The following is a 26,329-nucleotide window of genomic DNA, read 5'->3' as shown; positions in this document are numbered from 1 at the left end:
TAAAAAAGAGCCAAGGTAGTCGCCTTGGCTCTTTTCATATGGCTCGAAAGGGCCCCGCCGGGCTAGAAGGTGTCTCCCGGCACCCGTACCCAGCCTTCCATCAGGATGCGGGCGGAGCGCGACATCACCGCCTTGGTGACGGTCCACTCCCCATCCAGTTGCCGCGCCTCTGCACCCACCCGCAGGGTGCCTGAGGGATGACCGAAGCGCACTGCCTCGCGCTCGCCACCACCGGCGGCCGCGTTCACCAAGGTGCCCGGGATGGCCGCGGCCGTGCCGATGGCCACCGCGCAGGTGCCCATCATGGCGTGGTGCAGCTTGCCCATGGAGAGCGCCCTCACCAGCAGATCGACGTCCCCTGCCTTCACCTGTTTGCCACTGGCACTGAGGTAATCCTTCGGCTTGGCCACGAAGGCCACCTTGGGGGTGTGCTGGCGGGTGGCCGCCTCTGCCGCCGTCTTGATGAGCCCCATGCGCAGGGCGCCGGCGATGCGGATCGCCTCGAAGCGGGCCAGCGTCTCGGGATCTGTGTTGATCGCCTCGCGTAGCTCGGTGCCTTCATAGCCAATATCTTCGGCGTTGACGAACACAGTAGGGATGCCGGCGGTAATCATGGTGGCCTTCAGCACACCGATGCCGGGGACTTCCAGCTCATCTATCAAATTGCCGGTGGGGAAGAGGGCGCCGCCGTCTTCACCGTCATCTGAGGGGTCGAGAAATTCCAGCACGATCTCGGCGGCGGGGAAGGTCACCCCGTCCAGCTCGAAGTCGCCGGTCTCCTGCACCTGACCGTTGGTCACCGGCACGTGGGCGATGATGGTCTTACCGATGTTGGCCTGCCAGATCCGCACCACGCAGGTGCCGTTATCCGGGATGCGAGCTGCGTCTACCAGGCCGGCGTGGATGGCGAAGGCGCCGGCGCCGGTGGAGAGGTTGCCGCAGTTGCCGCTCCAGTCGACGAACGCCTTGTCGATGGCAATCTGGCCGTAGAGGTAGTCCACGTCGTGATCGGGCTGGCTGCTTTTAGAGAGGATCACGCACTTGGAGGTCGAAGAGGTGGCGCCCCCCATGCCGTCGATATGGGCGCTGTAGGGGTCCGGGCTGCCGATCACCCGCATGAAGAACTGGTCGCGGGTTGGGCCCGGTACCTGGCAGCGCGCTGGCAGGTCTTGCAGACGGAAAAATACACCCTTGCTGGTTCCGCCGCGCAGATAGGTGGCCGGGATTTTCACTTGGGGTTGGTGGGCCATAGAATCGTCCTGAAATGGGTGATAGACCCTTCTCCTTTGGGGAGAATGAGCCCGAAGATCAAAAGAGGGGAGAGCGCCGTATTTTCCCTCCCCAACCCTCTCCCACTGGGAGAGGGTACCTGGCCCGATATTAGCTGGCGGCCTGGTGCGCCGTTGACTCCAGGAAGTCCTGGGCGAAGCGTTGCAGCACGCCACCTGCCTCGTAGACCGAGACCTCCTCGGCGGTGTCGAGACGGCAGGTCATGGGCACCTCGACCACTTCACCGTTGCGACGAGTAATCACGAGCGCGAGATCGGTACGCGGCTTGCGCTCCCCCACCACATCGTAGGTCTCTGTGCCATCCAGCCCAAGGGTCAGGCGGGTGGTGCCCGGCTTGAACTCCAGGGGCAGCACGCCCATGCCGATCAGGTTGGTGCGGTGAATGCGCTCGAAGCCTTCCGCCGCGATCACCTCCACCCCGGCCAGCCGCACGCCCTTGGCCGCCCAGTCACGGGACGAGCCCTGACCGTAGTCGGCGCCCGCGACGATGATCAGCGGTTGCTTGCGCTCCATGTAGGTCTCGATAGCCTCCCACATCCGCATGACCCGGCCTTCCGGCTCGACACGGGCGAGGGAGCCCTTCTTCACCGCCCCGTTGACCACCGCCATCTCGTTCACCAACTGCGGGTTCGCGAAGGTGGCGCGCTGGGCGGTCAGGTGATCGCCGCGGTGCGTCGCGTAGGAGTTGAAGTCCTCCTCCGGCAGGCCCATCTTGTGCAGGTACTCCCCCGCCGCGCTGTTCATCATGATGGCGTTGGACGGCGACAGATGGTCGGTGGTGATGTTGTCAGGCAACACCGCCAGCGGCCTCATGCCCTTGAGGGTACGCTCACCGGCCAGGGCGCCTTCCCAGTAGGGGGGGCGGCGGATATAGGTGCTCTGTGGGCGCCAGTCATACAGTGGTGCCACCTTCGGACCCTGGTCTTCCTCGATGGTGAACATAGGGATATAGACCTGACGGAATTGAGAGGGCTTGACAGAGGCCTTGACCACGGCGTCGATCTCTTCATCCGATGGCCAGATGTCCTTGAGGCGGATTTCGCGCCCGTCTACCACCGCCAACACATCCTTCTCGATGTCAAAGCGGATGGTGCCGGCGATGGCGTAGGCCACCACCAGCGGCGGGGAGGCCAGGAACGCCTGCTTGGCATAGGGGTGGATGCGACCGTCGAAGTTGCGGTTGCCCGACAGCACCGCGGTGGCGTACAGATCCCGGTCGATGATCTCCTGCTGGATGATGGGATCCAGCGCACCGGACATGCCGTTGCAGGTGGTGCAGGCGAACGCCACTATGCCGAAGCCAAGTTGCTCCAGCTCCGCGTCGAGGCCGGCGTCTTTCAGGTACAGCGCCACTGTCTTGGAGCCCGGCGCCAGGGAGGATTTCACCCAGGGCTTGCGCGTCAGGCCGAGCCTGTTCGCGTTGCGGGCCAGCAAGCCTGCGGCAATCACGTTGCGCGGGTTGCTGGTGTTGGTACAGCTGGTGATGGCGGCGATGATGACGGCGCCATCCGGCAGCAGGCCATCGGCCTCCTGGGCACGGGCCTTGTCCAGATCCACGGCGATACCGCGGGAGGCCAGCTCGGCCACAGGCAGGCGGCGATGTGGGTTGGAAGGCCCCGCCAGGGTGCGCACCACAGTCGATAAATCAAAGTGCAGCACCCGCTCGTATTGGGCACCAGCCAGGGCGTCGGCCCAGAGACCGGCCTCCTTGGCGTAGGTTTCCACCAGCTTGACTTGGCTGTCGTCACGACCGGTCAGGCGAAGGTAGTCGATGGTCTGCTGATCGATGAAGAACATGGCCGCGGTAGCGCCATATTCCGGCGCCATGTTGGAGATGGTGGCGCGATCGCCCAGCGTCAGGGCGGCGGCGCCTTCGCCGCGAAACTCCAGATAGGCACCGACCACCTTCTGCTGGCGCAGGAACTCGGTCAAGGAGAGCACCACGTCGGTGGCGGTGATACCGGATTGCGGCCTGCCACTGAGCTCGACGCCGACGATCTCCGGCAGCCTCATCCAGGAGGCGCGCCCCAGCATCACGTTCTCGGCTTCGAGGCCGCCCACGCCCACGGCGATGACACCCAGGGCGTCAACGTGAGGGGTGTGGCTGTCGGTGCCGACGCAGGTGTCCGGGTAGGCGAGGCCACGGTCATTGTGAATGACCGGTGACATCTTCTCCAGGTTGATCTGGTGCATGATGCCGTTGCCCGGCTGGATCACCTCGATGTTCTTGAACGCCTGCTTGGTCCAGTTGATGAAGTGGAAGCGATCCTCGTTGCGGCGATCCTCGATGGCGCGGTTCTTCTCGAACGCCTGGGGATCAAAGCCGCCACACTCCACGGCGAGCGAGTGATCGACGATAAGCTGCACCGGCACCACAGGGTTGACCTGGGCGGGGTCACCGCCCTGATCGGCGATGGCATCGCGCAGCCCCGCCAGGTCCACCAGGGCGGTCTGGCCTAGGATGTCGTGGCACACCACCCGCGCCGGGAACCAGGGGAAGTCGCGCTCACGCTTGCCATGGACTATCTGGCCGAGGCATTCAGCGAGGATGGCCGGATCGCACTTGCGCACCAGATTCTCGGCATGCACCCGGGCCGTGTAGGAGAGCCTGTTCCAGGCGCCGGGCTGGATGGCCTCAACCGCCGCGCGGGCGTCGAAGTAATCCAGCGAAGTGCCGGGCAGCGGCTTGCGGTATTGAGCGTTTATCATCACTTGCGCTCCTGATTCTTCTCGGTGTGCACGCGGGCCGTGTAGGAGAGCCTGTCCCAGGCACCGGGCGCGATGGCGTCGACGGCGGCACGAGCGTCGAAGTAGTCAAGCGCCGTGCCGGGCAGGGGTTTACGGTATTGGCTGTTCATCACTTGCGATCCTTGAGCGGGACAAACATCAGATCTTCCGGGCCGACGTAGTTGGCGCTCGGGCGGATGATCTTGCCGTCGATGCGCTGCTCGATGACATGGGCCGACCAGCCGGAGGTGCGGGCGATGACGAACAGCGGGGTGAACATGGCGGTGGGCACCCCCATCATGTGGTAGCTGACGGCGCTGAACCAGTCCAGGTTCGGGAACATCTTCTTGATCTCCCACATGGTGGACTCCAGCCGCTCGGCGATGTTGAACATCTTGGCGTTGTGCTGCTCGGCAGAGAGCTCGCGGGCGACCTCCTTGATCACATGATTGCGCGGATCGGAGACGGTATAGACCGGGTGACCGAAGCCGATGACCACTTCCTTCTTCTCGACCCGGGCGCGGATGTCAGCCTCGGCTTCATCCGGGTTCTCGTAGCGCTTCTGGATCTCGAAGGCCACCTCGTTGGCGCCGCCATGCTTGGGCCCGCGCAGCGCGCCGATAGCGCCGGTGATACAGGAGTACATGTCGGAGCCGGTGCCGGCGATGACGCGCCCGGTGAAGGTGGAGGCGTTGAACTCGTGTTCGGCATAGAGGATGAGCGAGGTGTGCATGGCACGCACCCAGGAGGCGCGTGGCTTCTCACCGTGCAGCAGGTGCAGGAAGTGGCCGCCGATGGAGTCATCGTCGGTCTCGACTTCGATGCGCTTACCGTTGTGGCTGAAGTGGTACCAGTAGAGCAGCACAGAGCCGAGGCTCGCCATCAGCTTGTCGGCGATGTCGCGGGCGCCGGGGTGGTTGTGATCGTCCTTCTCCGGTGAGACGCAGCCCAATACCGAGACGGCGGTGCGCATCACATCCATCGGATGGGCGGAGGGGGGCAGCTGCTCCAGCGCGGTCTTGACGCCGGAGGGCAGGCCTCGCAGCGCTTTGAGTTTGGCCTTGTAGGCGGCGAGCTCGGCGATATTGGGCAGGTGGCCATGCACCAGCAGGTGGGCGATCTCTTCGAATTCGCAGGTGGTGGCGACATCGAGGATGTCATAGCCACGGTAGTGCAGATCGTTGCCGGAGAGGCCAACGGTGCACAGGGCGGTGTTGCCGGCGGCGGTGCCGGAGAGGGCCACGGACTTCTTTGGCTTGAAGACGGGGGTGACGGTGTCGGTAGTTGCGCTCATTGCTTGTCTTTCCTTATACGTGTGAGCCTGCCGGCGGCCCTCGTTGTCACAAGCAGGGCGGCCGGCGGTCTGTCATTCCATTGGGATCAGGCTTTATCACTCTTCTCCGCGGTGAAGAGGCGATCCAGGGTCTGCTCGTAGTGGTGGTAGCCGAGGAAGTCGTACAGCGCCTCCCGGGTCTGCATGGTGTCGACCACGGCGCGCTGGTGGCCATCGTGGCGCAGCTGCTGATAGACGTTGAGGGCGGCCTGGTTGGCGGCGCGGGCGGCGCTTAAGGGGTAGAGCACCATGTCGACGCCGTGATCGGCGAGGTGGCCCTTGTCAAACAGCTCGGTTTGGCCAAATTCGGTCATGTTCGCGAGGATGGGCACGCCGGCCGCCTGCTTGAACAGATCGTACTGGGGCAGCGCGGTGACGGCTTCGGCGAAGATCATGTCGGCGCCGGCGGCCACGTAAGCGGCGGCACGCTCCAGGGCGGAGTCAATTCCCTCGACGGCCAGCGCATCGGTGCGTGCCATGATGACGAAGTTGTCGTCGGTGCGGGCATCCACCGCGGCCTTGATCCTGTCCACCATCTCGGCAATGGAAACCACCGCCTTGTTCGGTCTGTGGCCGCAGCGTTTCTGGGCGACCTGATCTTCCATGTGGACAGCGGCGACGCCACCGCGCTCGAAGGCGCGGATGGTGCGGGCGATGTTGAAGGCGCCACCCCAGCCGGTGTCGATATCCACCAACAGCGGTACCTGGGTCGCGGCGGTGATGCGCTCGGCATCGATCAGCACGTCATTCATGGAGGTCATGCCGAGATCCGGCAGGCCGAAGGAGGCGTTCGCCACCCCGGCACCGGACAGGTAGATCGCCTTGAAACCGCTGCGTTCGGCCATCAGCGCCATGTAGGCGTTGATGGTACCGACGATCTGCAGGGGTTTTTCGTTGGCCAGCGCGCTGCGAAAGCGTGCTCCGGCCGAATTGGATGGGTTAGACATAGTGACTCCTTTCATGCTGCGGGTATTACCATCTCACACCACGTTGACGTTAACGTCAATCATGCTTAAGTCCAAGGTGCATCGACACCTGAGTACCGCCCACTCCGTTCGGATAACGCCATTTACTTCAAGATGATACCGCTCATCGCCCTGCGAGAGCAGCCTCTGGCGTGTTTCCGTCACGGTTGGACTGGGGCGATTCTGGCGCCTTAGCCGAGGGGGGGCAACGAATTCGAAGGGGGGTGTCATGAGATGAAAAGTGGCTGTCGCCCGATGCAAAGCGGACGTTTACGTAACCCCCTAGATTCAATCCGGACGAAGACTTTCACTCACGAACGGATTGGAGAACAGCCATGGCCAACGCCATACGCTTTTATGAAACCGGGGGCCCCGAGGTCCTGCGCTACGAAGAGGTCGCGGTCGGTGAACCGGGCCCGGGCCAGGTGCGACTGCGCCATGGCGCCGTCGGTCTGAACTATGCCGACACCTATTTTCGCAGCGGCATCTACCCCGTTGCCATGCCAAATGGCATCGGGGTCGAGGCGGCGGGCGTGGTAGACGCCATCGGCGAGGGGGTGACCCATGTCGCGGTCGGCGATCGCGTCACCTACACCGGTTTTCTCAACACCCTCGGCGCCTATGCGACCGAGCGCCTGATCCCGGCCGCGCCGCTCATCAAGCTGCCGGACAACATCGGCTTCGAGACCGCCGCCGCCATGACCATGCGTGGCCTGACGTCCGCCTACCTGATGCGCCGTCTCCACGACTTCAAACCCGGTGACAGCATCTTGCTGCATGCCGCCGCCGGCGGGGTGGGTCTCATCGTGGCCCAATGGGCCAAGCTGCTGGGCCTGACCGTGATCGGCACAGTGTCGAGCAAAGCCAAGGCCGAGGTGGCCAGGGCCCACGGTTGCGATTTCACCATCGACTACAGCCATGAAGATGTGGCCGCGCGGGTACGCGCCCTGACCGACGGTGTCGGCGTCAACGTGGTGTTCGACAGCGTCGGCAAGAGCACCTTTATAGGCTCCCTCGATTCCCTCAAGCGCCGCGGCCTGATGGTCTGCGTCGGCACGGCGTCCGGCACCATACCGCCGTTCGATCCCCAGTTGCTGGCGATGAAGGGCTCGCTCTATCTGACCCGCCCGGCGCTGGCCGACTACATTGCCGATCCGGCCGAGAAAGCCGCCCTCGCAGGCGAGTTGTTCGATCACGTGGCCAGCGGGCGGATCAAGATCGAGATCAACCAGAAGTATGCGCTGCAGGATGCGGTGCAGGCGCACCGGGATCTCGAATCGCGCAAGACCACGGGTTCATCGGTCTTCGTTATCTAAGCAGAGGCGCAAGGCATGAGGGCCGTCGTGGTCCGGGAGTTCATGCGAGGCGCATAGCGCAACAGACTTGTCATCGAGGGAGTGCATGACATGCGTGTAGAACAACTGACCTGCCATATCGGGGCCGAGCTTACCGGCGTCAACTTGGCAGATGCCGTTCATGATGAAGGGCTGTTCGCCGAGATCCGTACCCAGCTGCTCAGGCACAGGGTGCTGTTTTTGCGCAATCAGGACATCAGCCGTGCCGATCACGTGGCCTTCGCCCGCCGCTTCGGCGAGCTGGAAGATCATCCGGTGGCGGGCAGCGACCCGGACAACCCCGGCCTGGTGCGGATCTACAAGTCACCGGATGTGCCCAACGATCGCTACGAAAATGCCTGGCACACCGACGCCACCTGGCGCGAGAAGCCGCCGTTTGGCTGCGTGCTGCGCTGCGTGGAGTGCCCGCCGGTGGGGGGCGATACCCTCTGGGCCAACATGGCGGTGGCCTATGAAAAGTTGCCTGAGGAGATCAAGCAGAAGATCGCCGGTCTGCGCGCCCGCCACAGCATAGAGGCGAGCTTCGGGGCGGCCATGCCCATCGAGAAGCGCCTCGCCTTGAAGGCCCAGTTTCCGGACGCCGAGCACCCTGTGGTGCGCACGCATCCGGACACCGATGAGAAGATCCTGTTCGTCAACGCCTTTGCCACACACCTCACCAATTTCCACACCCCGGCCCATGTGCGCGTTGGGCAGGACTACAGCATGGGTGGCAGCGATCTGCTGCGCTACCTGATAAGCCAGGCCTATATCCCCGAGTACCAGGTGCGCTGGCGCTGGCAACCCAACAGCATCGCCATCTGGGACAACCGCAGCACCCAGCATTATGCCGCCATGGACTACCCGCCGAGCCATCGCAAGATGGAACGCGCCGGGATAGTGGGCGACACGCCTTACTGAGTCGTAACATCCCAGTGATACCGCTAATTTTCAATAACTTGAGGCAATAGACATGAACTTCCTTGACGGTTCTCTCTTCCCTGAAAATCAGGACAAGTTGGTTATTACCGTAGCCCCGTATGGCCCTGAGTGGTTCCCTTCCGACTATCCGGAAGACATCCCGGTGACCATGGAAGAGCAGATCCAGAAAGCGGTCGACTGCTACGAAGCGGGCGCCGCCGTACTGCACCTGCACGTGCGTGAACTGGACGGCAAGGGCTCCAAGCGCCTATCGATGTTCAACGAACTGATCGCCGGTGTGCGCAAGGCCGTGCCGGACATGATCATCCAGGTCGGCGGCTCTATTTCTTTCGCGCCGCCAGAAGATGGTGCGGCCGCCAAGTGGCTGCACGACGACACTCGGCACATGCTCGCCGAACTCGAGCCCAAACCCGACCAAGTCACTGTGACCGTCAACACCACGCAGATGAACGTGGTCGAGCAGATGGATAAGCGTGACTACGCCGGCACCTCTATGGGGACCGATACCTACGAAGCCTACCGCGAGATGATCGTGCCCTCCGGCCCTGGCTTCATCGAGGAGCACGTCAAGCGTCTGAGTGCCGCCGGCATCCAGAGTGCCTTCCAGTTTTACAACATCAACAGCTACGAGTCGGTGGAGCGCCTGATCCGCCGCGGTGTCTATAAGGGCCCGCTGGTATGCAACTGGGTGGCGATTGGCGGTGGCATGGACCAGCCACATATCTACAGCATGGCCAACTTCCTGCGCGCCATCCCCGACGGCACCATGCTGACGGTGGAAAGCTCCATGCTCAACACCCTGCCAATCAACCTGATGGGCATGGCGATGGGCCTGCACGTGCGCTGCGGTATTGAGGATAACCTCTGGACCCAGGACCGTTCCCGTAAGATGACCTCCGTCGAGCAGATCGAACAGTTGGTGCGCCTTGCCAAAGAGATCGGCCGTCCAGTTGCTAACGGTAAGGAAGCCCGCGAGATCCTAAAAATCGGTGTTTTCTATAACACGGTTGAAGAAACCCTTGCAGCCAACGGCTTCGCCCCTAATCCACAGGGCGGTCAACAGGGCTTCTTGAAGAAGTAATTGGCCTGCAGGCATAGGGTGTAATACCCACGCAGATCTGCGTGTCGGGGGGCAAGGCCACAAGCCAAGCGCCCTAAGTAAAAAGGGTCGCCACTCTGCGGATTGCGCCCCTAAGAACCTGTCCTAACTCTGTTTGCCAAAAACCGTTTGTCCTTGCACTATGCAGCACCCGGCAAACTGAGTGATGTGTCAGTAGTGGGTTTCCGGCGGCTCCGGCCACCGGTTCCCCAACCGGGTTCCAACCCCATTTGTTGTAGCGCGAGGGATTGTATGGCTACGTATCATATCGATGAGAGCGCCCCGGCCGGCGAGGTTGCCGTGCCCCGTCGCTACGCCTGGATAGTGTTTGCACTGACCTTCGGTCTGCTCATCTCCGACTATATGTCGCGTCAGGTGCTCAACGCCGTCTTCCCCATGCTCAAGGGGGAGTGGGTGCTCACGGATACCCAGCTTGGCCTGCTCAGCGGCATAGTGGCGCTGATGGTCGGGCTGCTCACCTTCCCGCTCTCCTTGCTGGCGGATCGCTTCGGCCGGGTGAAGAGCCTGGCGTTGATGGCCGCGCTCTGGAGTCTGGCGACCCTGGGCTGCGCCCTGGCCCAGAACTACGAGCAGATGTTCGTCGCCCGCTTCCTGGTCGGAGTGGGGGAGGCGGCCTATGGCAGCGTCGGCATCGCCGTGGTGGTCTCCGTCTTCCCGCGGGAGATGCGGGCCACCCTGTCGGGCGCCTTCATCTCGGGCGGCCTGTTTGGCTCCGTGCTTGGCATGGCCAGCGGGGGCGTGTTGGCCCACCTGATGGGCTGGCGCTGGGCCTTCGCCGGCATGGCGCTGTTTGGCCTGCTGCTGGCGGCGATCTATCCCCTCGTTGTCAAGGAGTCGCGCATCTCGACCCCTTGCCGCGCGTCCAGGGGCACGGCCGAGGGTCGCAATCCCTTGCGCAGCCTCTACTCCAGCCGCTCGGTGATCTCGGCCTATGTGGGCAGCGGATTGCAGCTGTTTGTTGGCGGCACCGTCATCGTCTGGATGCCGAGCTACCTCAACCGTTATTACGGCATGGAGACGGACAAGGCCGGCGCGGCGGCGGCCATCATAGTGCTGTGCAGCGGCGCCGGCATGATCCTCTGCGGCATGTTGAGCGACCGGCTGTGCAAGGCGCGCCCGGATCGCAAGATAAGCCTCGCCATCGGCTATTGCCTGGGGAGCTGCGCCCTGTTGTCGCTGGCATTTGCCCTGCCATTCGGCTTGCCCCAACTGCTGCTGATCTGCCTTGGCATGTTTATCGCCACCGGCACCTCGGGTCCTGCCGGCGCCATGGTGGCCAATCTCACCCACGCCAGCGTGCACGGCACCGCCTTTGCGACCCTGACGCTGGCCAACAACCTGCTTGGCCTCGCGCCGGGGCCCTTCATCACCGGCAAGGTGTCTGACCATATCGGTCTGGATCACGCCTTCCAGCTGGTGCCGCTGATCAGCCTCTTTGCGGCGGCGGTGTTCTTCTATGGCAAGCGTCACTACCACAAGGATGTCGCGAGACTGGAGGGCGAGATCTCAGCGCCTGTCGCCTGTGATCCCATGGCGAGCGCCTCTGTCGCGGAGGCAAGGGCATGAGTTGCGCCCCGAAGCGGGCAAACGGTTTTGACTCGATTTGCCCTGCGCCACGGCGCCGGGCAAGGACTGATACCCAGGAGACAAGGGCATGAGCAGTACCTTGAAAGTAGAGATTTACTTCGATTTTATCTGTCCCTGGTGCCTGATCGGCAAACGCCAGCTGGAGCAGGCGCTGGCCCGGTTGCATGCCGAGCGGCCCGAGTTGGTGGTGGAGCTGTGCTGGCACGGGGTGCAACTGCTGCCCTATCTGCCGGTGCAGGGAGAGGACTTCAACGATTTTTATCTGCGTCGACTCGGCGGTGAACAGGCGGTGCGCCTGCGCCAGGCCCAGGTGCAACAGGCCGCGGCGAGCGTCGGGGTGAGCCTGGACTTTGGCCGCATTGCCCGCATGCCGAACACCGCAGATGCCCATCGATTGTGGCAACGGGCCTGCCAGCTGGGCACGCCACAGCAGCAGGAAACACTGCTTGAGTCGCTTTTTTCCTGTCACTTCTTGCAAGGGGGAGACCTGAGTGACGGCAATCTGCTGCTGGGGCTCGCCGAGCAGGCGGGTTTCGCACTGGAGAGCCTGGTCAGTTGTCTGCACTGGGATGGCAGTCCCTTCTTGGGGATAGCCGAGGGCCCTGCCAGTCAGGGAGTGCCCAGTTTCGTGTTGGGAGGGGGCCTGACCCTCTCGGGGGCCCAACCGGTGGAAAAACTGCTCGTCAGCCTGCGGCTGGCGGTGGCGGCCCTGGAGACGAAAGTGAAGGGGAAGGCGCGCCTCGAGGTGCCAGCCAGCCGTGTGCCGGTACCCGGCCAGCGCGCCCTGATCGAGGCAGAGGGCAAGAGTCTGGTGCTGTTCAACATCGACGGCCAGTTTCACGCCATCGATGACAGCTGCCCTCACCAGGGGGCCTCCCTGTGCGGCGGCAAGCTGGAGGGGGAGACAATCCAGTGCCGCGCCCATGGCCTGCGTTTCAACCTGCGTACCGGTTACCTGCAGGGGTCGACCGAACTCAAGGTCGGCCGTTACCCGGTCGAGCAGGAAGGGGATCGCCTCTATATCGTCATCGAGTCGCAGGAGCTGACATCATGCACGCGCTAGCCCTGACCGACAGTTTCATGAGAATGCGCGCCTGGGTGCCTGGCATGGCGGTCAGCGTCACGGTGGCGGCGGCCGCGACCTTTCTGTCTGAACACTACGGCGCCCCTGTGCTGCTGTTTGCCCTGCTGCTCGGCATGGGGCTCAATTTCCTCTCCGCCGAGGGGGCCTGCAAGGCGGGCATCGAGTTCACGGCGCGCAGCGTGTTGCGCCTCGGTGTCGCGCTGCTGGGGATGCGCATCACCCTCGGCCAGATAGCCGAGCTTGGCTGGATGCCGGTGCTGCTGGTGGTCACTCTGGTGGTGGTCACCATCAGCCTTTCCGTCATCGCGGCCAAGCTGATGGGCTTCCAGCGCCTGTTTGGCATGCTGACCGGCGGCGCCACGGCGATCTGTGGCGCCTCCGCCGCGCTGGCCCTGGCCGCAGCCCTGCCCAATCATCCGCAAAAAGAGCGCGCCACCCTGTTCACGGTGATCGGGGTCTCGGTGCTCTCCACCTTGGCGATGATCACTTATCCGATGATTGCCCGCTTCTTCAACTTGTCACCTGTGGAATCCGGGGTCTTCCTCGGCGCCACCATCCACGACGTCGCGCAGGTGGTGGGCGCCGGTTACAGCATGTCTACCGAGACCGGGGATGTGGCGACCGTGGTCAAGTTGATGCGCGTCGCCATGCTGCTGCCGGTGATCCTGGTGGCCGCCATGATCACCCGTCGCCAGGGGGCGGATCCCACTTCCGGCAAACGGCCACCGCTGTTGCCGATGTTTGCGGTGGGCTTTCTGGTGCTGGCCTGCATCAACAGCACAGGCTGGGTGCCCGAAATCGTTCAGAGCGGGGTCAACGATCTGTCACGTTGGTGCCTGGTCATCGCCATCAGCGCCATCGGCATGAAGACCCAACTGAAAGAATTGGCCAAGGTGGGCATCAAACCCATCTTGCTGATGGTGGGGGAGACCCTCTTCCTTATCGCCTTGGTGCTGCTGCTGATGCATTGGGGTATGAAACCCTGAAGATGCGGTTTGACGCCCAATGAAGATAAACCAGTAGTAACAGCGAACTCGCCCCCGTGGCCAATGGATTAGCCGAGGTATTTATGAACAAGATCTATCCCAGTGCCGGGGCCGCTCTCGCGGATCTGGTGCAGGACGACATCACCATCGCCTCGGGCGGATTTGGCCTGTGCGGCATTCCCGAGCAGCTTATCGAGGCGCTACGAGAGAGTGGCAAGCGCGGCTTCACCATCATCAGCAACAACTGCGGGGTGGATGAATTCGGTCTGGGGCCGCTGCTCCATAGCCGCCAGATCAGCAAGATGATCTCCTCCTACGTCGGGGGCAACAAGGAGTTCGAGCGCCAGTATCTGGCAGGGGAATTGGAGCTGGAGTTCACCCCTCAAGGCACGCTGGCGGAGAAGCTGCGGGCAGGCGGCGCCGGTATCCCGGCCTTCTTCACCAAGACGGGCTACGGGACGCTGATCGCCGAGGGCAAGGAGACTCGCCAGTTCGACGGGGAGTGGTTCGTGATGGAACGCGCCCTGACCGCCGATCTGGCTCTGATCAAGGGCGCCAAGGCCGATAAGGCGGGTAACCTGATGTTCAACAAGACCGCCCGCAACTTCAACCCGCTCTGCGCCAAAGCGGGCCGGGTCTGCGTCGCCGAGGTGGAGGAGATCGTCGAGGTGGGGGATCTGGCCCCGGACGAGATCCATTTGCCCGGTATCTATGTGCAGCGGCTGGTGCTGAACCCCCATCCCGAGAAACGCGTCGAAGTGCGCACCGTCATGGAGAAAAACTGACATGCTCTGGACCCGTGAAGGTATGGCGCAATGTCTCGCTCAAGAGTCGCCAGTGGCTTCTTGTTTTCAACCGTATTCAGTAGGGAGCTAGTCATGGCCTGGACCCGTGAAGAGATGGCGCAGCGCGCCGCACAAGAATTACAGGACGGCTTCTACGTCAACCTGGGCATTGGCCTGCCGACCCTGGTGGCCAACTACATTCCCGCCGGCATGGAGGTGTGGCTGCAAAGCGAAAACGGCCTGCTCGGCATCGGCCCCTTCCCGAGCGAGGAAGAGCTGGATCCGGATCTCATCAACGCCGGCAAGCAGACCATCACCACCCTGCCTGGCAGCAGTTTCTTCGACAGCGCCGAGAGCTTTGCCATGATCCGTGGCGGCCACGTCAATTTGGCGTTGCTCGGCGCCATGCAGGTATCAGAGCGCGGCGATCTCGCCAACTGGATGATCCCGGGCATGCTGGTCAAGGGCATGGGGGGCGCCATGGATCTGGTGGCCGGAGTCAAGCGGGTGGTGGTGCTGATGGAGCACTGCGCCAAGGACGGCGCCCACAAGATCCTTTCGTGGTGCAATCTGCCGTTGACCGGGGTGGGGGTCGTGGATCGCATCATCAGCGATCTCGCCGTGCTGGACGTCACTCCGGCGGGCCTGCGCCTGGTGGAGATGGCCCCCGGTATCGACTTTGAGGTGCTGCAAGCCGCCACCGGCTGCACCATCTTGCGCTGACTCGCGTGTAGGCCGACTCGTCGGCCCTTTTTCCGGCGAAGGCGGGTGCCTGCGCCTTCTCCGCCGCTTTTATGTCGACCCCATTCTGCCGAGGCGGCTCTCCCTTCATCGGTGCCATCGATCGACCTCTTTCATCAGTCAGCAGCCAATGGCCTTCCCGAAGATGAGTCGCAATATGCGCTGCAGTTTGCCGGGTTGTGCCCCCGCCAGGGCCTGTCTGACGCTGCTTTTGACCATGCCACCGCTGGCTTTGTCATCTCCGGCAGGGGCTGTCATCAAATGAAAAGTAGCTGGCGTGCAATGGCAAGCGAACCACTGAATTGGGCCGTACATTCGGTAGCAAGAACAACACCGGGAGCCCCCGGGCGAGCGACCTCTCAGCGAGGGAGTATGCAGTTAATCGCATCCTCACCGCCAAGACGGGTCACCGCGACAAGGCATAACAATAAAGCCAACGGAAACGGCTACTAAGCAAAGAAAAACCAACAACAAATAACAGATGACGACACTCGGAGAGACTGTAATGGATTACAAGCACACGAGTCATGGTTGCCGCGCCCTGCGCCTCAGCCTGCTGGCGGTGGCCGTCTCGGCCGCCTTTATGCCAACCGTTCAGGCGGTCGAAGTGGACACGGGCAGTGAAGACTGGTCCGTCCGTTTCGATAACACCGGCAAGTTCAACTACGGTATGCGCACCGAGAGTGCCGACTCGCGCATGCTCGCCACCCCGAACAACAACGACGGTGATTACAACTTCAAGGATGCCGGTGACACCGTCGCCACCCGTTTCGATCTGTTGACCGAGCTGGACGTGGTGAACAAGGGCAACACCGGTTTTCGTATCAGCGCGGCCAGCTGGTATGACTTCGCCTACAGCGATATCGGTTCGGATGAAAACCCGTTTATCAACGGTAACAGCGCGACCTCCGGTATCGTCGGGCAGCCGCCCGTGGCAGGCAACCGCCACCTGAGCCCCTACGCCGATCGCTACTACCATGGCCCCTCCGGCGAGATCCTCGACGCCTTCGTGTTCCACAACATGGAGATCGGCAGCGAATCTCTGCTGGGCTTCAAGATTGGCCAGCACAACGTCTACTGGGGGGAGACCCTGCTCAACCCGGTGCACTCGATGAGCTACGGCCAGTCCGGCCTGGATCTCGCGAAACTCGCGGCATCCCCCGGCACCGAGGCCAAGGAGCTGTTCGTGCCGCGCAACCAGATCTCGGCCTCCTTCACCCTCAATCCCGAGTTGACCTTCGCCGCCCAGTATTTCCTGGACTGGAACGCCGCCCGTTTGCCAGAAGCCGGCACCTATTACGGCAGCTCCGATCTGGTGGGCTTCGGTGCCCAGTCCTTCCTGCTGGGTCACACCGGCGGTCCTGGCTTGGCCGGGCCGAACGGTACCCTGACCAACATCCGGCGCGGTGAGGATATCGAGCCGGGCAAGCACGGTGACTGGGGCATCATGGCGAAGTGGTCGCCCGAGGCGCTCGATGGCACCCTGGGCGCCTTCTACCGCCGCACCGCCGACATTTTGCCCCAGGCAGTACTGAATGCCCGTGGCATGACGGTGAGAGGCGCGGTGCCGCTGCCGGCCGGGGCTATTCCCAATCTGCGCAACTCGATCTCGACCACCAGCTACTCCCTGGCCTATGGCGAAGACATCGATATCTTTGGCCTCAGCCTCTCCAAGGATGTGGCCGGAGTCAGCGTCGGCAGCGATCTGAACTACCGCCACAACATGCCGCTTGCCAGCATCCCGGCGCTGCTCAGCGCCCCGGGGGCCGGCGGGCTATCCAACGGCTTCGGGGTGTTGCCTCCCCGTCAACCCGGTACCGGGGTCATCACCGATGACAGCGACGGTTACAGCGCCACCGGCGACACCCTGCACTGGACCCTAAACGGCCTGATGACCATCGCCGACACCCCGTTGTTCGATGCCGCCGCCCTGCTCGGGGAGCTCTACTACAGCAACCTGCTGAGCCTGGATGGCCACAACAAGGCGCTCTACAAGGGGGAGGACATCTATCAGGGTATCGACAAGCCGACCAAGGACAACTGGGGTCTGGCGGTCAACTTCACTCCCATCTGGTATCAGGTGTTCCCAGGCGTGGACATGAACATGCCGTTGTCGGTGAACTGGGGACTGAGCGGTATTTCCCCTGTGCAGGCCGGTGGGGCGAAAGATACCGGCAACTACGCGGTCGGCCTTGGTGCCACCATCTACAACCAATATTTCGTCGACCTGAAATACGTGGACTCCTTCGGCAAGTCTGAGGATTGCAACGACGGCGGTGCCGACGGCTCAACCCCGAACGCACTGGATGCCGCGCAGCGGACGACCTGCTACGCCGGTGGTTACTCCTCCTTCTCCGGTGGTGGTGCCACCACGGAAGACAGGGGCGCCGTCTACCTGACCCTGAAGACCACCTACTGATCCGATTAGCCAAGTGCTGGAGAACAACATGATGAGATTCGAGAAAACCCTGTTGGCTGCATCCCTCACCCTGGCCTTCATCGGCCAGGCCGAGGCGGCCGTATCCGCGAGCGAGGCGGGCAAGCTGGGCAACAGCCTCACCGCCGTGGGGGCCGAAGTGGCGGCCAGTAGCGATGGTGCCATCCCGGCCTACACCGGCGGTTTGACTCAGGCGCCCGCTGGCTTCAAGGCCGGTGACAGCATGCGCCCTGACCCTTATGCCAGCGACAAGCCGGTGCTGGTGATCGACGGCAAGAACGTGGCGCAGTACCAGAACCAGCTGACCGCCACCACGGCGGAGCTGCTCAAGCGCTACCCTGCGTTTCGCGTCGATGTCTATCCGACCCACCGTAGCGTAGTGCTGCCCCAGGCGGTGCTGGACAACACCAAGAAGAACGCGGTCAATGCCAAGACCCTGGAGGGTGGTCTGGCGGTGGACAACGTGCTGCCGGGCATTCCCTTCCCGATCCCCCAGACCGGTGCCGAGGCGATGTGGAACTTCCTGCTGCGCTATCAGGGGGTGAACATCGCGACCAAGTATGACTCCTGGAACGTCGACTCCTCGGGGACGGCGGCCCTGTCCACCACGGGCAAGGCATTCATCAACTACGCCATCTACGACGACATGTCCAAGCCCATTTCGGCCAAGGACACCTACTACCAGATGAAGCTGTACTACACCGGGCCGGCGCGCCGCGCCGGTGAGGCCATCATGCTGCGCGATGCGGCCAACCCCCTGGAGCAACCGCGCAAGGGCTGGCAGTACCTGCCTGGCCAGCGCCGGGTCAAACTGGCCCCGAACCTGGCCTATGACACCCCAAACCCTGGCACCTCTGGCGCCGGTACCTATGACGATGTGTTTGTCTTCAACGGTGCGTTGGATCGCTTCGACTGGAAGCTGGTGGGCAAGCAGGAGATGATCGTTCCTTATAACACCTACAAGGTGACCTATGAGCACGATGCCAGGGCGCTGACCACCCCGAACACCCTGTCACCGGATCTGGTGCGCTGGGAGAAGCACCGCGTCTGGGTCGTGGAAGGCTCCCTGAAGTCCGGCGAGCGCCATGTCTATGCCAAGCGCCGCTTCTATCTGGATGAAGACAGCTGGGTGGCCCTGGCGTCCGATCAGTACGATGCCCGTGATCAGCTCTACCGTGGTTCCTTCGCGTTCCTGAGCCAGAGCTACGACAAGCAGACCCCGGATGCCACCCCCTTCATGATCTATGACCTGGTGGCGGGTACTTACAACATCAATGGGGTGGTGGGCCCTTACGGCGGCATCAAGTATGGCGAGCCGCTGTCGAAGGCGCAGTGGTCGCCTGAAGCCCTTGCCGGGGCGGGTATTCGCTAGCAGTAACGGAGGACCGGTGCCTTGCCATTCCTGCATCGCACCGGGCTTCTTATATTGGCGTCGAGCCACCCTCGCGGTGCCACGACGCACTCCAATACAAGGACGTGGTATGGGGTCATTCCATAAGTTGGCGTCGCTGGTGTTTGGCGCCCTGCTGATGCAGAGCGCCGCACAGGCGTCCGATTTCGTTGATGTGCTGGACTTGCCCGCCAAGGCGAGCGTGCTGGCACAGCGTAGTCCGCTACTGGATCTCGCTTCCGCCGGGCAGCGCCTGGTGGCGGTGGGCCAGCGCGGCCATATTCTCTTTTCCGACGACGCGGGCAAGCAGTGGCAACAAGCCAGTGTGCCGGTCAGCGTCGATCTCAATGCGGTCTATTTTCCCACCCCAAGCCAAGGCTGGGCGGTAGGCGGCGATGGGGTGGTGCTGCACAGCAGGGATGCCGGTGCCACTTGGCAAAAACAGCTGGACGGTCGCCAGATAGGTGAACTGGTGTTGACGCATTACCGCGCCCTGGCCGCCGCAGAGCCGGGCAGCGAGCAGTGGCCCGCCCTGGTGGAGGAGGGGCAACGGCTGGTGGAGGAGGGGGCCGACAAGCCGCTGCTCGACGTCTGGTTCGAGAACGATAGGGTCGGTTATGTGGTCGGCGTCTTCAATCTTATCCTGCGCACCGAGGACGGTGGCCAGCACTGGACACCGCTGCAGGATCGTACCGACAACCCACAGGGTTTCCACCTCAACGCCATCAACTCCACCGGTGATGCACTCTATCTGGTCGGCGAGCAGGGGTTGCTGCGCAAGTGGGGCCCGGCGCAGCAGCGCTTCCTCGACGTGCCGAGCCCCTATGAGGGCAGCTATTTCGGCCTGATCGGCCAGCCCGGCGAGGTGATCGTCTATGGCCTGCGTGGCCATGTGTTTCGCAGCACCGATGGCGGCCAGCATTGGGCCAAACTCGACAGCGGCCTGCCCATCAGCATCAGCGCGGCGGTGCCAGATGGCAGCGGTCACTTCCGGCTGTTCACCCAGGCCGGCCATATGTTGCGCCAGAACGGCAACGACCCGCTGCAGCTGATCAAGCAGGTGGAGCCGTCGCCGGTGGCCGGTGCGGCCCTGACCGATGCCGGCACGCTGGCGCTGGTCGGTAGCCGGGGTGTGCGCACCTTGTCAGCCAAGTGACGGCCGCCGGATAACGAGAATAACGAGAGCGAGAACGCAGACATGAACAATGTGAAGCAAGAGACCATGCCGGTGATCCGCGATCTGTCGGATTTTGATCGGCGCAGTGGCAACCTGCTGGAGCGGATGGTGTTCAACCACCGCCCGCTCTTCATGCTACTCATGACCCTGGCCACCTTGGTGTTTGGCTATATGGCGACGACCCGGCTGGCGCTTGCCCCCAGCTTCGAGAAGATGATCCCCCAGAGCCAGCCCTACATCAAAAACTTCCTCGAGAACCGCCACTCCTTGCGTGGCCTCGGCAACTCGGTGCGGGTGGTGGTGGAAAACACCGAGGGTGACATCTTCGATCCCGATTACCTGGCTGTGCTCAAGCAGGTCAACGACGAGCTGTTCCTGAGCGAAGGGGTTGACCGGGTCTGGATGAAGTCGTTGTGGAGCCCGGCGGTGCGCTGGACCGAGGTGACCGAAGAGGGCTTCCAGGGTGGCCCCGTGATGCCCGACTCCTACAAGGGCTCGGCCGCCGACATCGAGCAACTGCGCCAGAACATCAACCGGGCCGGCATCGTCGGCAGCTTGGTATCGAACGACTTCAAGTCCACCATGCTGATCGTGCCCTTGCTGGACAAGGCCTCGGCCACCGGCAAGCCGCTCAACTACCATCAGTTCTCCCAGCGCATCGAACAGCTGCGCGACAAGATTGAGTTTGGCGGCGCGTCTCACAAGGCGGGGGCCGAGGGCACGGGCAAGTACAAGATCCGGGTGATCGGTTTTGCCAAGTTGGTGGGGGATCTGATCGACGGCCTCATTCAGGTGATCATGTTCTTCGGCCTGGCGGTGCTGACTTCCCTTGGCATCATCTTCCTCTATACCCGCTGCGTGCGTAGCACCTTACTCGTGGTTGGCTGCTCGCTGGTTGCCGTGGTGTGGCAGCTTGGCATCGTCGCCTGGCTCGGCTATGCCATCGACCCCTATTCGGTGCTGGTGCCCTTCCTCATCTTCGCCATCGGCGTCTCCCACGCGGCCCAGAAGATGAACGGCATCATGCAGGACATCGCCCGCGGCACCCACCGCCAGATAGCGGCCCGTTACACCTTCCGCCGGTTATTCTTGGCCGGGGTCACCGCGCTGCTCGCCGATGCGGTCGGCTTCGCGGTGCTGATGTTGATCGACATCCCGGTGATCCAGGATCTCGCCATCACCGCCAGCATCGGCGTGGCGGTGCTGATTTTTACCTCTTTGCTGCTGATGCCGGTGGCGCTCTCCTTCGTCGGGGTCGGCCGCAAGGCGGCGGAACGTGCGCTCAAGATCGACACCAATGCCGATGCCCACAAGGGTTTTGGCAAGTTGTGGGATCTGCTGGATCACTGCACCGAACGCAAGTGGGCCACCATCGTGGTACTGCTGGGGCTGGCGATGGGGATCGGCGGCTATCTGGTGAGCCTGAATCTGAAAGTCGGCGATCTGGATAGCGGGGCGCCGGAGCTGCGGGCGGATTCGCGCTACAACCGTGATAACGGCTACATCACCGGCCACTATGCGCTCTCGAGCGACTTGTTCGCGGTCATGATCAAGACGGCGCCGGAAGGCTGCCTGAACTATCAGACCCTGATCCTGGCCGACCGGCTGGCCTGGGAGCTGCAGCAGTATCCGGGGGTGCAAGCGACCTCGTCCCTGGTCAATGCGGTGCGCCAGATAACCGCTGGTACCTACGAGGGCAACCCCAAGCTTGCCAGCATCCAGCGCAACCAGAATGTGCTGAACTATGCCGCCCAGCAGGCCTCGGTCAATACCCCCGAGCTGTTCAACACCGATTGCTCGGTGATGCCGGTGATCGCTTACCTGCGGGATCACAAGGCCGAGACCCTCAATGCCGTGGTGGCCATTGCCGACAAGTTCGCCCAGGAGAACAGCACGTCGGATCGCCAGTTCCTGCTCGCCGCTGGCAGCGCGGGCATCGAGGCCGCCACCAACCTGGTGGTGCACGAGGCCAACCGCACCATGCTGCTCTACGTCTATCTGGCGGTCACCGTTTTCTGCCTCATCACCTTCCGTAGCTGGCGGGCGACCGTGGTGGCGCTGGTGCCGCTGATGCTCACCTCGGTGCTGTGCGAGGCGCTGATGGTCGCCATGGGCATCGGCGTCAAGGTCGCGACCCTGCCGGTCATTGCGCTTGGGGTCGGTATCGGGGTGGACTACGCACTCTATCTGTTGAGCGTGCAGCTGCACTATCAGCGCCAGGGCATGTCATTGACCGAGGCGTATCGCAACGCGGTGGCCTTCACCGGTCGGGTGGTGGGTCTGGTCGGTATCACTCTGGCCGCCGGCGTGGTGGGTTGGGCCTGGTCCCCCATCAAGTTCCAGGCCGACATGGGCATACTGCTCACCTTCATGTTCCTGTGGAACATGCTGGGGGCGCTCATCGGCATCCCGGCGCTGTCGTATTTCTTGCTCTCTGGCCCAAGGACGCAGACCGCCAGAGCAGGGGCGATCCGCGAGCAAGCGCCCTCGTCAGAGGCCGCCAAGGCGAACGAGAGTCAGCGACTCGCCAATGCCGATGCCCGCTAGGGAGCAAGGTATTTTGGCCGTCACGATAACCGGGTGCGGGATATGAAAAGAGAGGGAGGCTTGATGCCTCCCTCTCTTTGGTCATGAGGTCGAGAGCCTAGCCGTAAGCCAGGCTGGTGCGGGCACTCTGGGCGGCGTTGGGGACTATCTTGTGGCGGGAGCGCCAGGTGGCCGGCGGCATGCCGAACTGGGCGCTGAACCAGCGAGTGAAGGAGCTGGGCATGGAGTAGCCGAGCATGTCGGCAATGTGACCGAGGGAATAGCCTGCATTTTGCAGGTAGCGCATCACCAGATCCCGGCGCACCTCGTTGACCAACTCGCTGAAGGTGACGCCGCTCTCTTCCAGATGACGCTGCAGGGTGCGCACGTTCATCCCCAGGGTGCTGGCTATCTGATCTATGGTGGCGCGCCCCATGGGGAGCTGCAGATAAATGGTCTTGCGCACATCGACCAGCAGGGACTGCTGGGTCTCCACCAGCAAGGTGTCGAGGTACTGGCGCGCATGGCGGGCCATGGCCTGATTGGCCAGCGGATTGGGGATGTCCAGATCCGTAGACTGGCACACTATACCGTTGAATTCGCTACCAAATTCCAGCTTGCAGCCAAACAGGCGCTTGTGGATGCTGAGATCGGCTGGCGCCGCATGGGTGAAGTTGACGCTGATGGGGTGCCAGTTGTTACCGACCCCGACCTGGGCGGCGCAGAAGCGATACATGACGCCAACTGCCAGCTCGGTGGCCTGGCGCGACGGCATGGGACTGTCGGTGATGATCTCCTCGCGGATGATGACGGTCTTGCCCGCCTCCTCGATGAAGATCGCCAACGCATTGTTGAACAGCCGGATGTATTGCACCATCACCTGCAAGGCTTCGCGCAGATTGGGCTGATAGCTGAGCAGCAAGCTGACTTCACCAAAATCGGACAGCTGGCGATGCTCCGCCATCCGCAGCCCCAGGCCGTCGCAGGCACCGATACGGGCCGACAGCTCGAGCAGCTTGATGATGGCCGAGACCGGCAGACGCTGGTTGGGAACATCCAGAATGGAGGTACTGAGGCCGGCCTCTGCCAGCAGCTTGGGGGTGTTGAGGCCCAACTGACGGGCGACATCGAGATAATTGGTGAGCGTAGCGGCTCTGGCGAAGAGGGTCATAATACGGTTCCCATTACAGCGGAGCACATGCTGATCTGCTTGTTATTAACTCTTTTTTATCATTTCATTTACAAAATGAGAAGCGACTTGTGACTAGTTAATTAGTCATGTGCTTCATCTGAAAACCACTGTGCCGGGCGCTGCGCTGGCCCCTCATCAGCCACTGCGTGGTGGCTGTGTTGTCGCAAAATGATAAGCCCATGACACCCAAGGTAAAGCAATGTGCCGCCGGGCACCTTACTGTGTCCCTCAAGGTGCTTGGCCCTCGCCGAGCAGATGAGAGACGAGGGAGTGACATGGAGAAATTACACACTAGGGCGACGGTGTTGATCGTGCCTGGCCTGCGTGATCATGTGGCGGATCATTGGCAGACACTGCTTGAGGCTCGCCTGGCCAGGGTGCATTCGGTAGCGCCGTTAACCGAAGACAAGCTGAACTGTCAGGCCAGGGTCGATGCCATTCAACAGGCGCTTGCTGGCATCGACGGGCCGGTGATCCTGGTCGCCCACAGTGCCGGGGTCTTGATGGCGGTGCATTGGGCCGCGACGCATCGCCGCCCTATCCTGGGTGCGCTGCTGGTTACGCCCCCGGATCTCGATGCTCCCTGGCCGTCTTACTACCCCAGCCCGCAAGCCATGCACGGCGGAGGCTGGATCCCGCTGCCACGCACGCAGCTCCCATTTGCCAGCTTGGTCGCCATGAGCCGCAACGATCCCCTTGCCAGTCAGGACGCCGTGCGCGCCATGGCCCTCGACTGGGGGAGTGAGCTGGTCGATATCGGGGAGGTGGGTCATCTCAACCCGGCGAGCGGGTTCGGTCCCTGGCCCGAGGCGGAGGCATTGCTGCGGCGTCTCGATATCTGACACCGACGATCCGCTATCGTGCTATCCCATGTAAGGCGTCGGCCGCGAGTACACAGGGGGATGGATGTCCCCGTCATCCCATCGAGCAGATGGACACAAGGAGTGAATATGGTGAAGACCCGGATCATACCGCCAGCGCAGGGAGCCCATGCTTATCCCTTGCTGATCAAGAGCCTGCTGATGTCCGGGGTGCGCTATCACCCCACGCAGCAGATAGTCTATGCCGACAGATTGCGTTACGACTATCGCACCCTCAACCAGCGGATCCAGCGCTTGGCGAACATGCTGACCGCCGCCGGGGTCGGCCCCGGTGACACTGTCGCCCTGCTGGACTGGGACAGTCACCGCTCCCTTGAGTGCTTCTTCGCGGTGCCCATGATCGGGGCCGTGCTGCACACGGTCAACGTGCGCTTCTCGCCGGAGCAGATCGCCTACACCATGCACCACGCCGAGGATAAGCTGGTGCTGGTGCACGATGACTTCTTGCCGATCCTCGAATCCATTGATGATCAGCTGCCGACGGTCAGGGGCTATATCCAGCTCACCGATGACGAGGCGCCAGTGACCAGCCTGCCCAGCCTGGGCGAGTATGAAGCGCTGCTGGCGGCGGCAGACGACCACTATGGCTTCCCCGATTTTGATGAGCAGTCGGTGGCCACCTTGTTCTACACCACGGGCACCACCGGAGATCCCAAGGGGGTCTACTTCAGCCATCGCCAGCTGGTGCTGCATACCCTCAACGAACTGGGCACCCTGGCGGCTCATACGGGACAGGCATTGCTGCAGTCGGGCGACGTCTATATGCCGATCACGCCGATGTTCCACGTCCACGCCTGGGGCGTGCCCTATGTGGCGACCATGCTCGGGGTGAAACAGGTCTATCCTGGCCGCTACGAGCCCAACAAGCTGGTTCGACTCTACCTGGAGGAGGGCGTGACCTTCTCTCATTGCGTGCCAACCATCTTGCAGATGATCCTCGATTGCGAGGAGGCGAAGCAGCGCTCGCTCATCGGCTGGAAGATGCTGCTGGGGGGCAGTGCACTGCCACTGGGTCTTGCCACCCAGGCACACCAAAAGGGGATCCTGATCCATGCCGGTTACGGCATGTCGGAGACCTGCCCGCTGCTGTGTGTGGGGCACTTGAGCGACGCCGAGTTGGCGCTGCCCATGGACGAGCAGTTGCCCCTGCGGATCCGCACCGGCACCCCGATCCCGCTGGTGGACTTGCGCATCATAGACGCGGAGGGCAAGGAGGTCGCTCATGATGGCCAATCCATGGGGGAGATAGTGGTGCGGGCACCCTGGTTGACCCAAGGCTATCTGAAAGAGCCGGAGAAGGGCGCCGAGCTTTGGCAGGGCGGCTGGCTGCACACCGGCGATGTAGCCTCCATCACGCCGCTGGGCACGGTGGAGATCAAGGATCGTATCAAGGATGTGATCAAGACGGGGGGAGAGTGGATAAGCTCTCTCGCGCTGGAGAATCTCATCAGTGCCCACGCTGCTGTGCATGCGGTGGCCGTGGTGGGGATCCCGGATGAGCAGTGGGGAGAGCGCCCCTTGGCGCTGGTGGTCTGCAAGGAGGGGAACAATCTGGATCAGCAAGCCATCGCTGCGCACCTGCAGCACTTTGTCGACAGCGGCCGTATCAATCGCTGGGCGATCCCGCGTCAGATCCGAGTCGTACAGGAGATCCCCAAGACCAGTGTCGGCAAGGTCAACAAGAGGCTGATCCGGGAGCAAGAAATGCATGTTGTGAGCAAAAATTGAGCGCTACGTCATGAAATGAAGCCCTGGACTCTCAACCTCACCCACCGGGTGAGGGGCATGGATTGCCGGGGGAAAGGGGCTTGACTACGCTAATTGAGTTTTCA

20 protein-coding genes are annotated in these 26,329 nt (G+C 62.7%); 14 read left to right on the top strand and 6 right to left on the bottom strand.

Going from position 1 to position 26,329, the window contains the following annotated elements; translation table 11 throughout:
- Positions 1–62: 62 nt before the first annotated feature.
- The 5 genes from prpF to prpB all read right to left on the bottom strand — a co-directional run bounded on the left by prpF (position 63) and on the right by prpB (position 6,297).
- Complete coding sequence (gene prpF, locus BN1137_RS18240) at positions 63–1,250, bottom strand: 2-methylaconitate cis-trans isomerase PrpF (RefSeq protein WP_050719950.1); 1,188 nt, start codon at positions 1,248–1,250, stop codon at positions 63–65.
- Positions 1,251–1,380: 130 nt separating this feature from the next.
- Entirely contained in the window at positions 1,381–3,999 is a 2,619-nt protein-coding gene (gene acnD / locus BN1137_RS18235) for a Fe/S-dependent 2-methylisocitrate dehydratase AcnD (protein WP_198150668.1), read from the bottom strand.
- A complete protein-coding gene (locus tag BN1137_RS22575; RefSeq protein WP_157433825.1) occupies positions 3,999–4,148 on the bottom strand; it encodes a hypothetical protein in 150 nt (49 codons plus the stop codon). Before BN1137_RS22575 ends, acnD begins: the two co-directional genes overlap by 1 nt.
- Positions 4,148–5,311, bottom strand: a complete 1,164-nt coding sequence (prpC, locus tag BN1137_RS18230) for a bifunctional 2-methylcitrate synthase/citrate synthase (protein WP_050719949.1) — start codon at positions 5,309–5,311, stop codon at positions 4,148–4,150. The genes BN1137_RS22575 and prpC overlap by 1 nt, the downstream gene beginning before the upstream one ends.
- Positions 5,312–5,397: 86 nt before the next feature.
- Positions 5,398–6,297, bottom strand: coding sequence for a methylisocitrate lyase (gene prpB / locus BN1137_RS18225; protein WP_050719948.1), 900 nt, complete (start codon positions 6,295–6,297; stop codon positions 5,398–5,400).
- 353 nt (positions 6,298–6,650) lie between these two features.
- Between prpB and BN1137_RS18220 the strand changes: the two genes are divergently transcribed.
- From BN1137_RS18220 to BN1137_RS18165, 12 genes are all read left to right on the top strand, one after another.
- Positions 6,651–7,631 carry a quinone oxidoreductase family protein gene (locus tag BN1137_RS18220; protein WP_050719947.1) on the top strand — a complete coding sequence of 327 codons (981 nt, stop codon included), beginning with the start codon at positions 6,651–6,653 and terminating at the stop codon, positions 7,629–7,631.
- Positions 7,632–7,721: 90 nt separating this feature from the next.
- Positions 7,722–8,570, top strand: a complete 849-nt coding sequence (locus BN1137_RS18215) for a TauD/TfdA dioxygenase family protein (RefSeq protein WP_050719946.1) — start codon at positions 7,722–7,724, stop codon at positions 8,568–8,570.
- A gap of 52 nt (positions 8,571–8,622) precedes the next feature.
- The gene (locus BN1137_RS18210; RefSeq protein WP_050719945.1) at positions 8,623–9,672 is read left to right on the top strand and encodes a beta-keto acid cleavage family enzyme; all 1,050 of its coding nucleotides are present in this window, start codon (positions 8,623–8,625) and stop codon (positions 9,670–9,672) included.
- Between the two features lie 270 nt (positions 9,673–9,942).
- Positions 9,943–11,277 (top strand): MFS transporter, encoded by a 1,335-nt coding sequence (locus BN1137_RS18205; RefSeq protein ID WP_050719944.1) that lies wholly within the window; start codon positions 9,943–9,945, stop codon positions 11,275–11,277.
- A gap of 88 nt (positions 11,278–11,365) precedes the next feature.
- Positions 11,366–12,361 (top strand): DsbA family protein, encoded by a 996-nt coding sequence (locus tag BN1137_RS22750; protein WP_083443479.1) that lies wholly within the window; start codon positions 11,366–11,368, stop codon positions 12,359–12,361.
- Positions 12,349–13,368: a YeiH family protein gene (locus tag BN1137_RS18195; RefSeq protein WP_050719943.1), complete on the top strand. Its 1,020-nt coding sequence runs from the start codon at positions 12,349–12,351 to the stop codon at positions 13,366–13,368. Before BN1137_RS22750 ends, BN1137_RS18195 begins: the two co-directional genes overlap by 13 nt.
- 83 nt (positions 13,369–13,451) lie before the next feature.
- The gene (locus BN1137_RS18190; protein WP_050719942.1) at positions 13,452–14,153 is read left to right on the top strand and encodes a CoA transferase subunit A; all 702 of its coding nucleotides are present in this window, start codon (positions 13,452–13,454) and stop codon (positions 14,151–14,153) included.
- A 93-nt stretch (positions 14,154–14,246) separates the two neighbouring features.
- Positions 14,247–14,876, top strand: coding sequence for a CoA transferase subunit B (locus tag BN1137_RS18185; protein ID WP_050719941.1), 630 nt, complete (start codon positions 14,247–14,249; stop codon positions 14,874–14,876).
- A gap of 523 nt (positions 14,877–15,399) precedes the next feature.
- Positions 15,400–17,313, top strand: coding sequence for a DUF1302 domain-containing protein (locus tag BN1137_RS18180; RefSeq protein WP_050719940.1), 1,914 nt, complete (start codon positions 15,400–15,402; stop codon positions 17,311–17,313).
- 31 nt (positions 17,314–17,344) lie between these two features.
- Positions 17,345–18,703: a DUF1329 domain-containing protein gene (locus BN1137_RS18175; protein WP_050719964.1), complete on the top strand. Its 1,359-nt coding sequence runs from the start codon at positions 17,345–17,347 to the stop codon at positions 18,701–18,703.
- A gap of 109 nt (positions 18,704–18,812) precedes the next feature.
- Positions 18,813–19,877, top strand: a complete 1,065-nt coding sequence (locus BN1137_RS18170) for a WD40/YVTN/BNR-like repeat-containing protein (protein ID WP_050719939.1) — start codon at positions 18,813–18,815, stop codon at positions 19,875–19,877.
- 42 nt (positions 19,878–19,919) lie between these two features.
- Positions 19,920–22,445 (top strand): efflux RND transporter permease subunit, encoded by a 2,526-nt coding sequence (locus tag BN1137_RS18165; protein ID WP_050719938.1) that lies wholly within the window; start codon positions 19,920–19,922, stop codon positions 22,443–22,445.
- Positions 22,446–22,542: 97 nt separating this feature from the next.
- Here the strand turns inward: BN1137_RS18165 and BN1137_RS18160 are convergent, their stop codons facing one another.
- Positions 22,543–23,595, bottom strand: coding sequence for an AraC family transcriptional regulator (locus tag BN1137_RS18160; protein ID WP_050719937.1), 1,053 nt, complete (start codon positions 23,593–23,595; stop codon positions 22,543–22,545).
- 296 nt (positions 23,596–23,891) lie between these two features.
- On the opposite strand from BN1137_RS18160, the gene BN1137_RS18155 reads away from it, so the two are divergent.
- Entirely contained in the window at positions 23,892–24,458 is a 567-nt protein-coding gene (locus BN1137_RS18155; RefSeq protein ID WP_050719936.1) for an RBBP9/YdeN family alpha/beta hydrolase, read from the top strand.
- A gap of 108 nt (positions 24,459–24,566) precedes the next feature.
- A complete protein-coding gene (locus BN1137_RS18150) occupies positions 24,567–26,225 on the top strand; it encodes a fatty acid--CoA ligase (protein ID WP_050719935.1) in 1,659 nt (552 codons plus the stop codon).
- Positions 26,226–26,329 lie beyond the last annotated feature (104 nt).

The organism is Aeromonas tecta (genome assembly GCF_000820185.1).
GTDB classification, from domain to species: Bacteria; Pseudomonadota; Gammaproteobacteria; order Enterobacterales; family Aeromonadaceae; genus Aeromonas; species Aeromonas tecta.
This window is presented reverse-complemented; position numbering and strand designations above follow the sequence as displayed.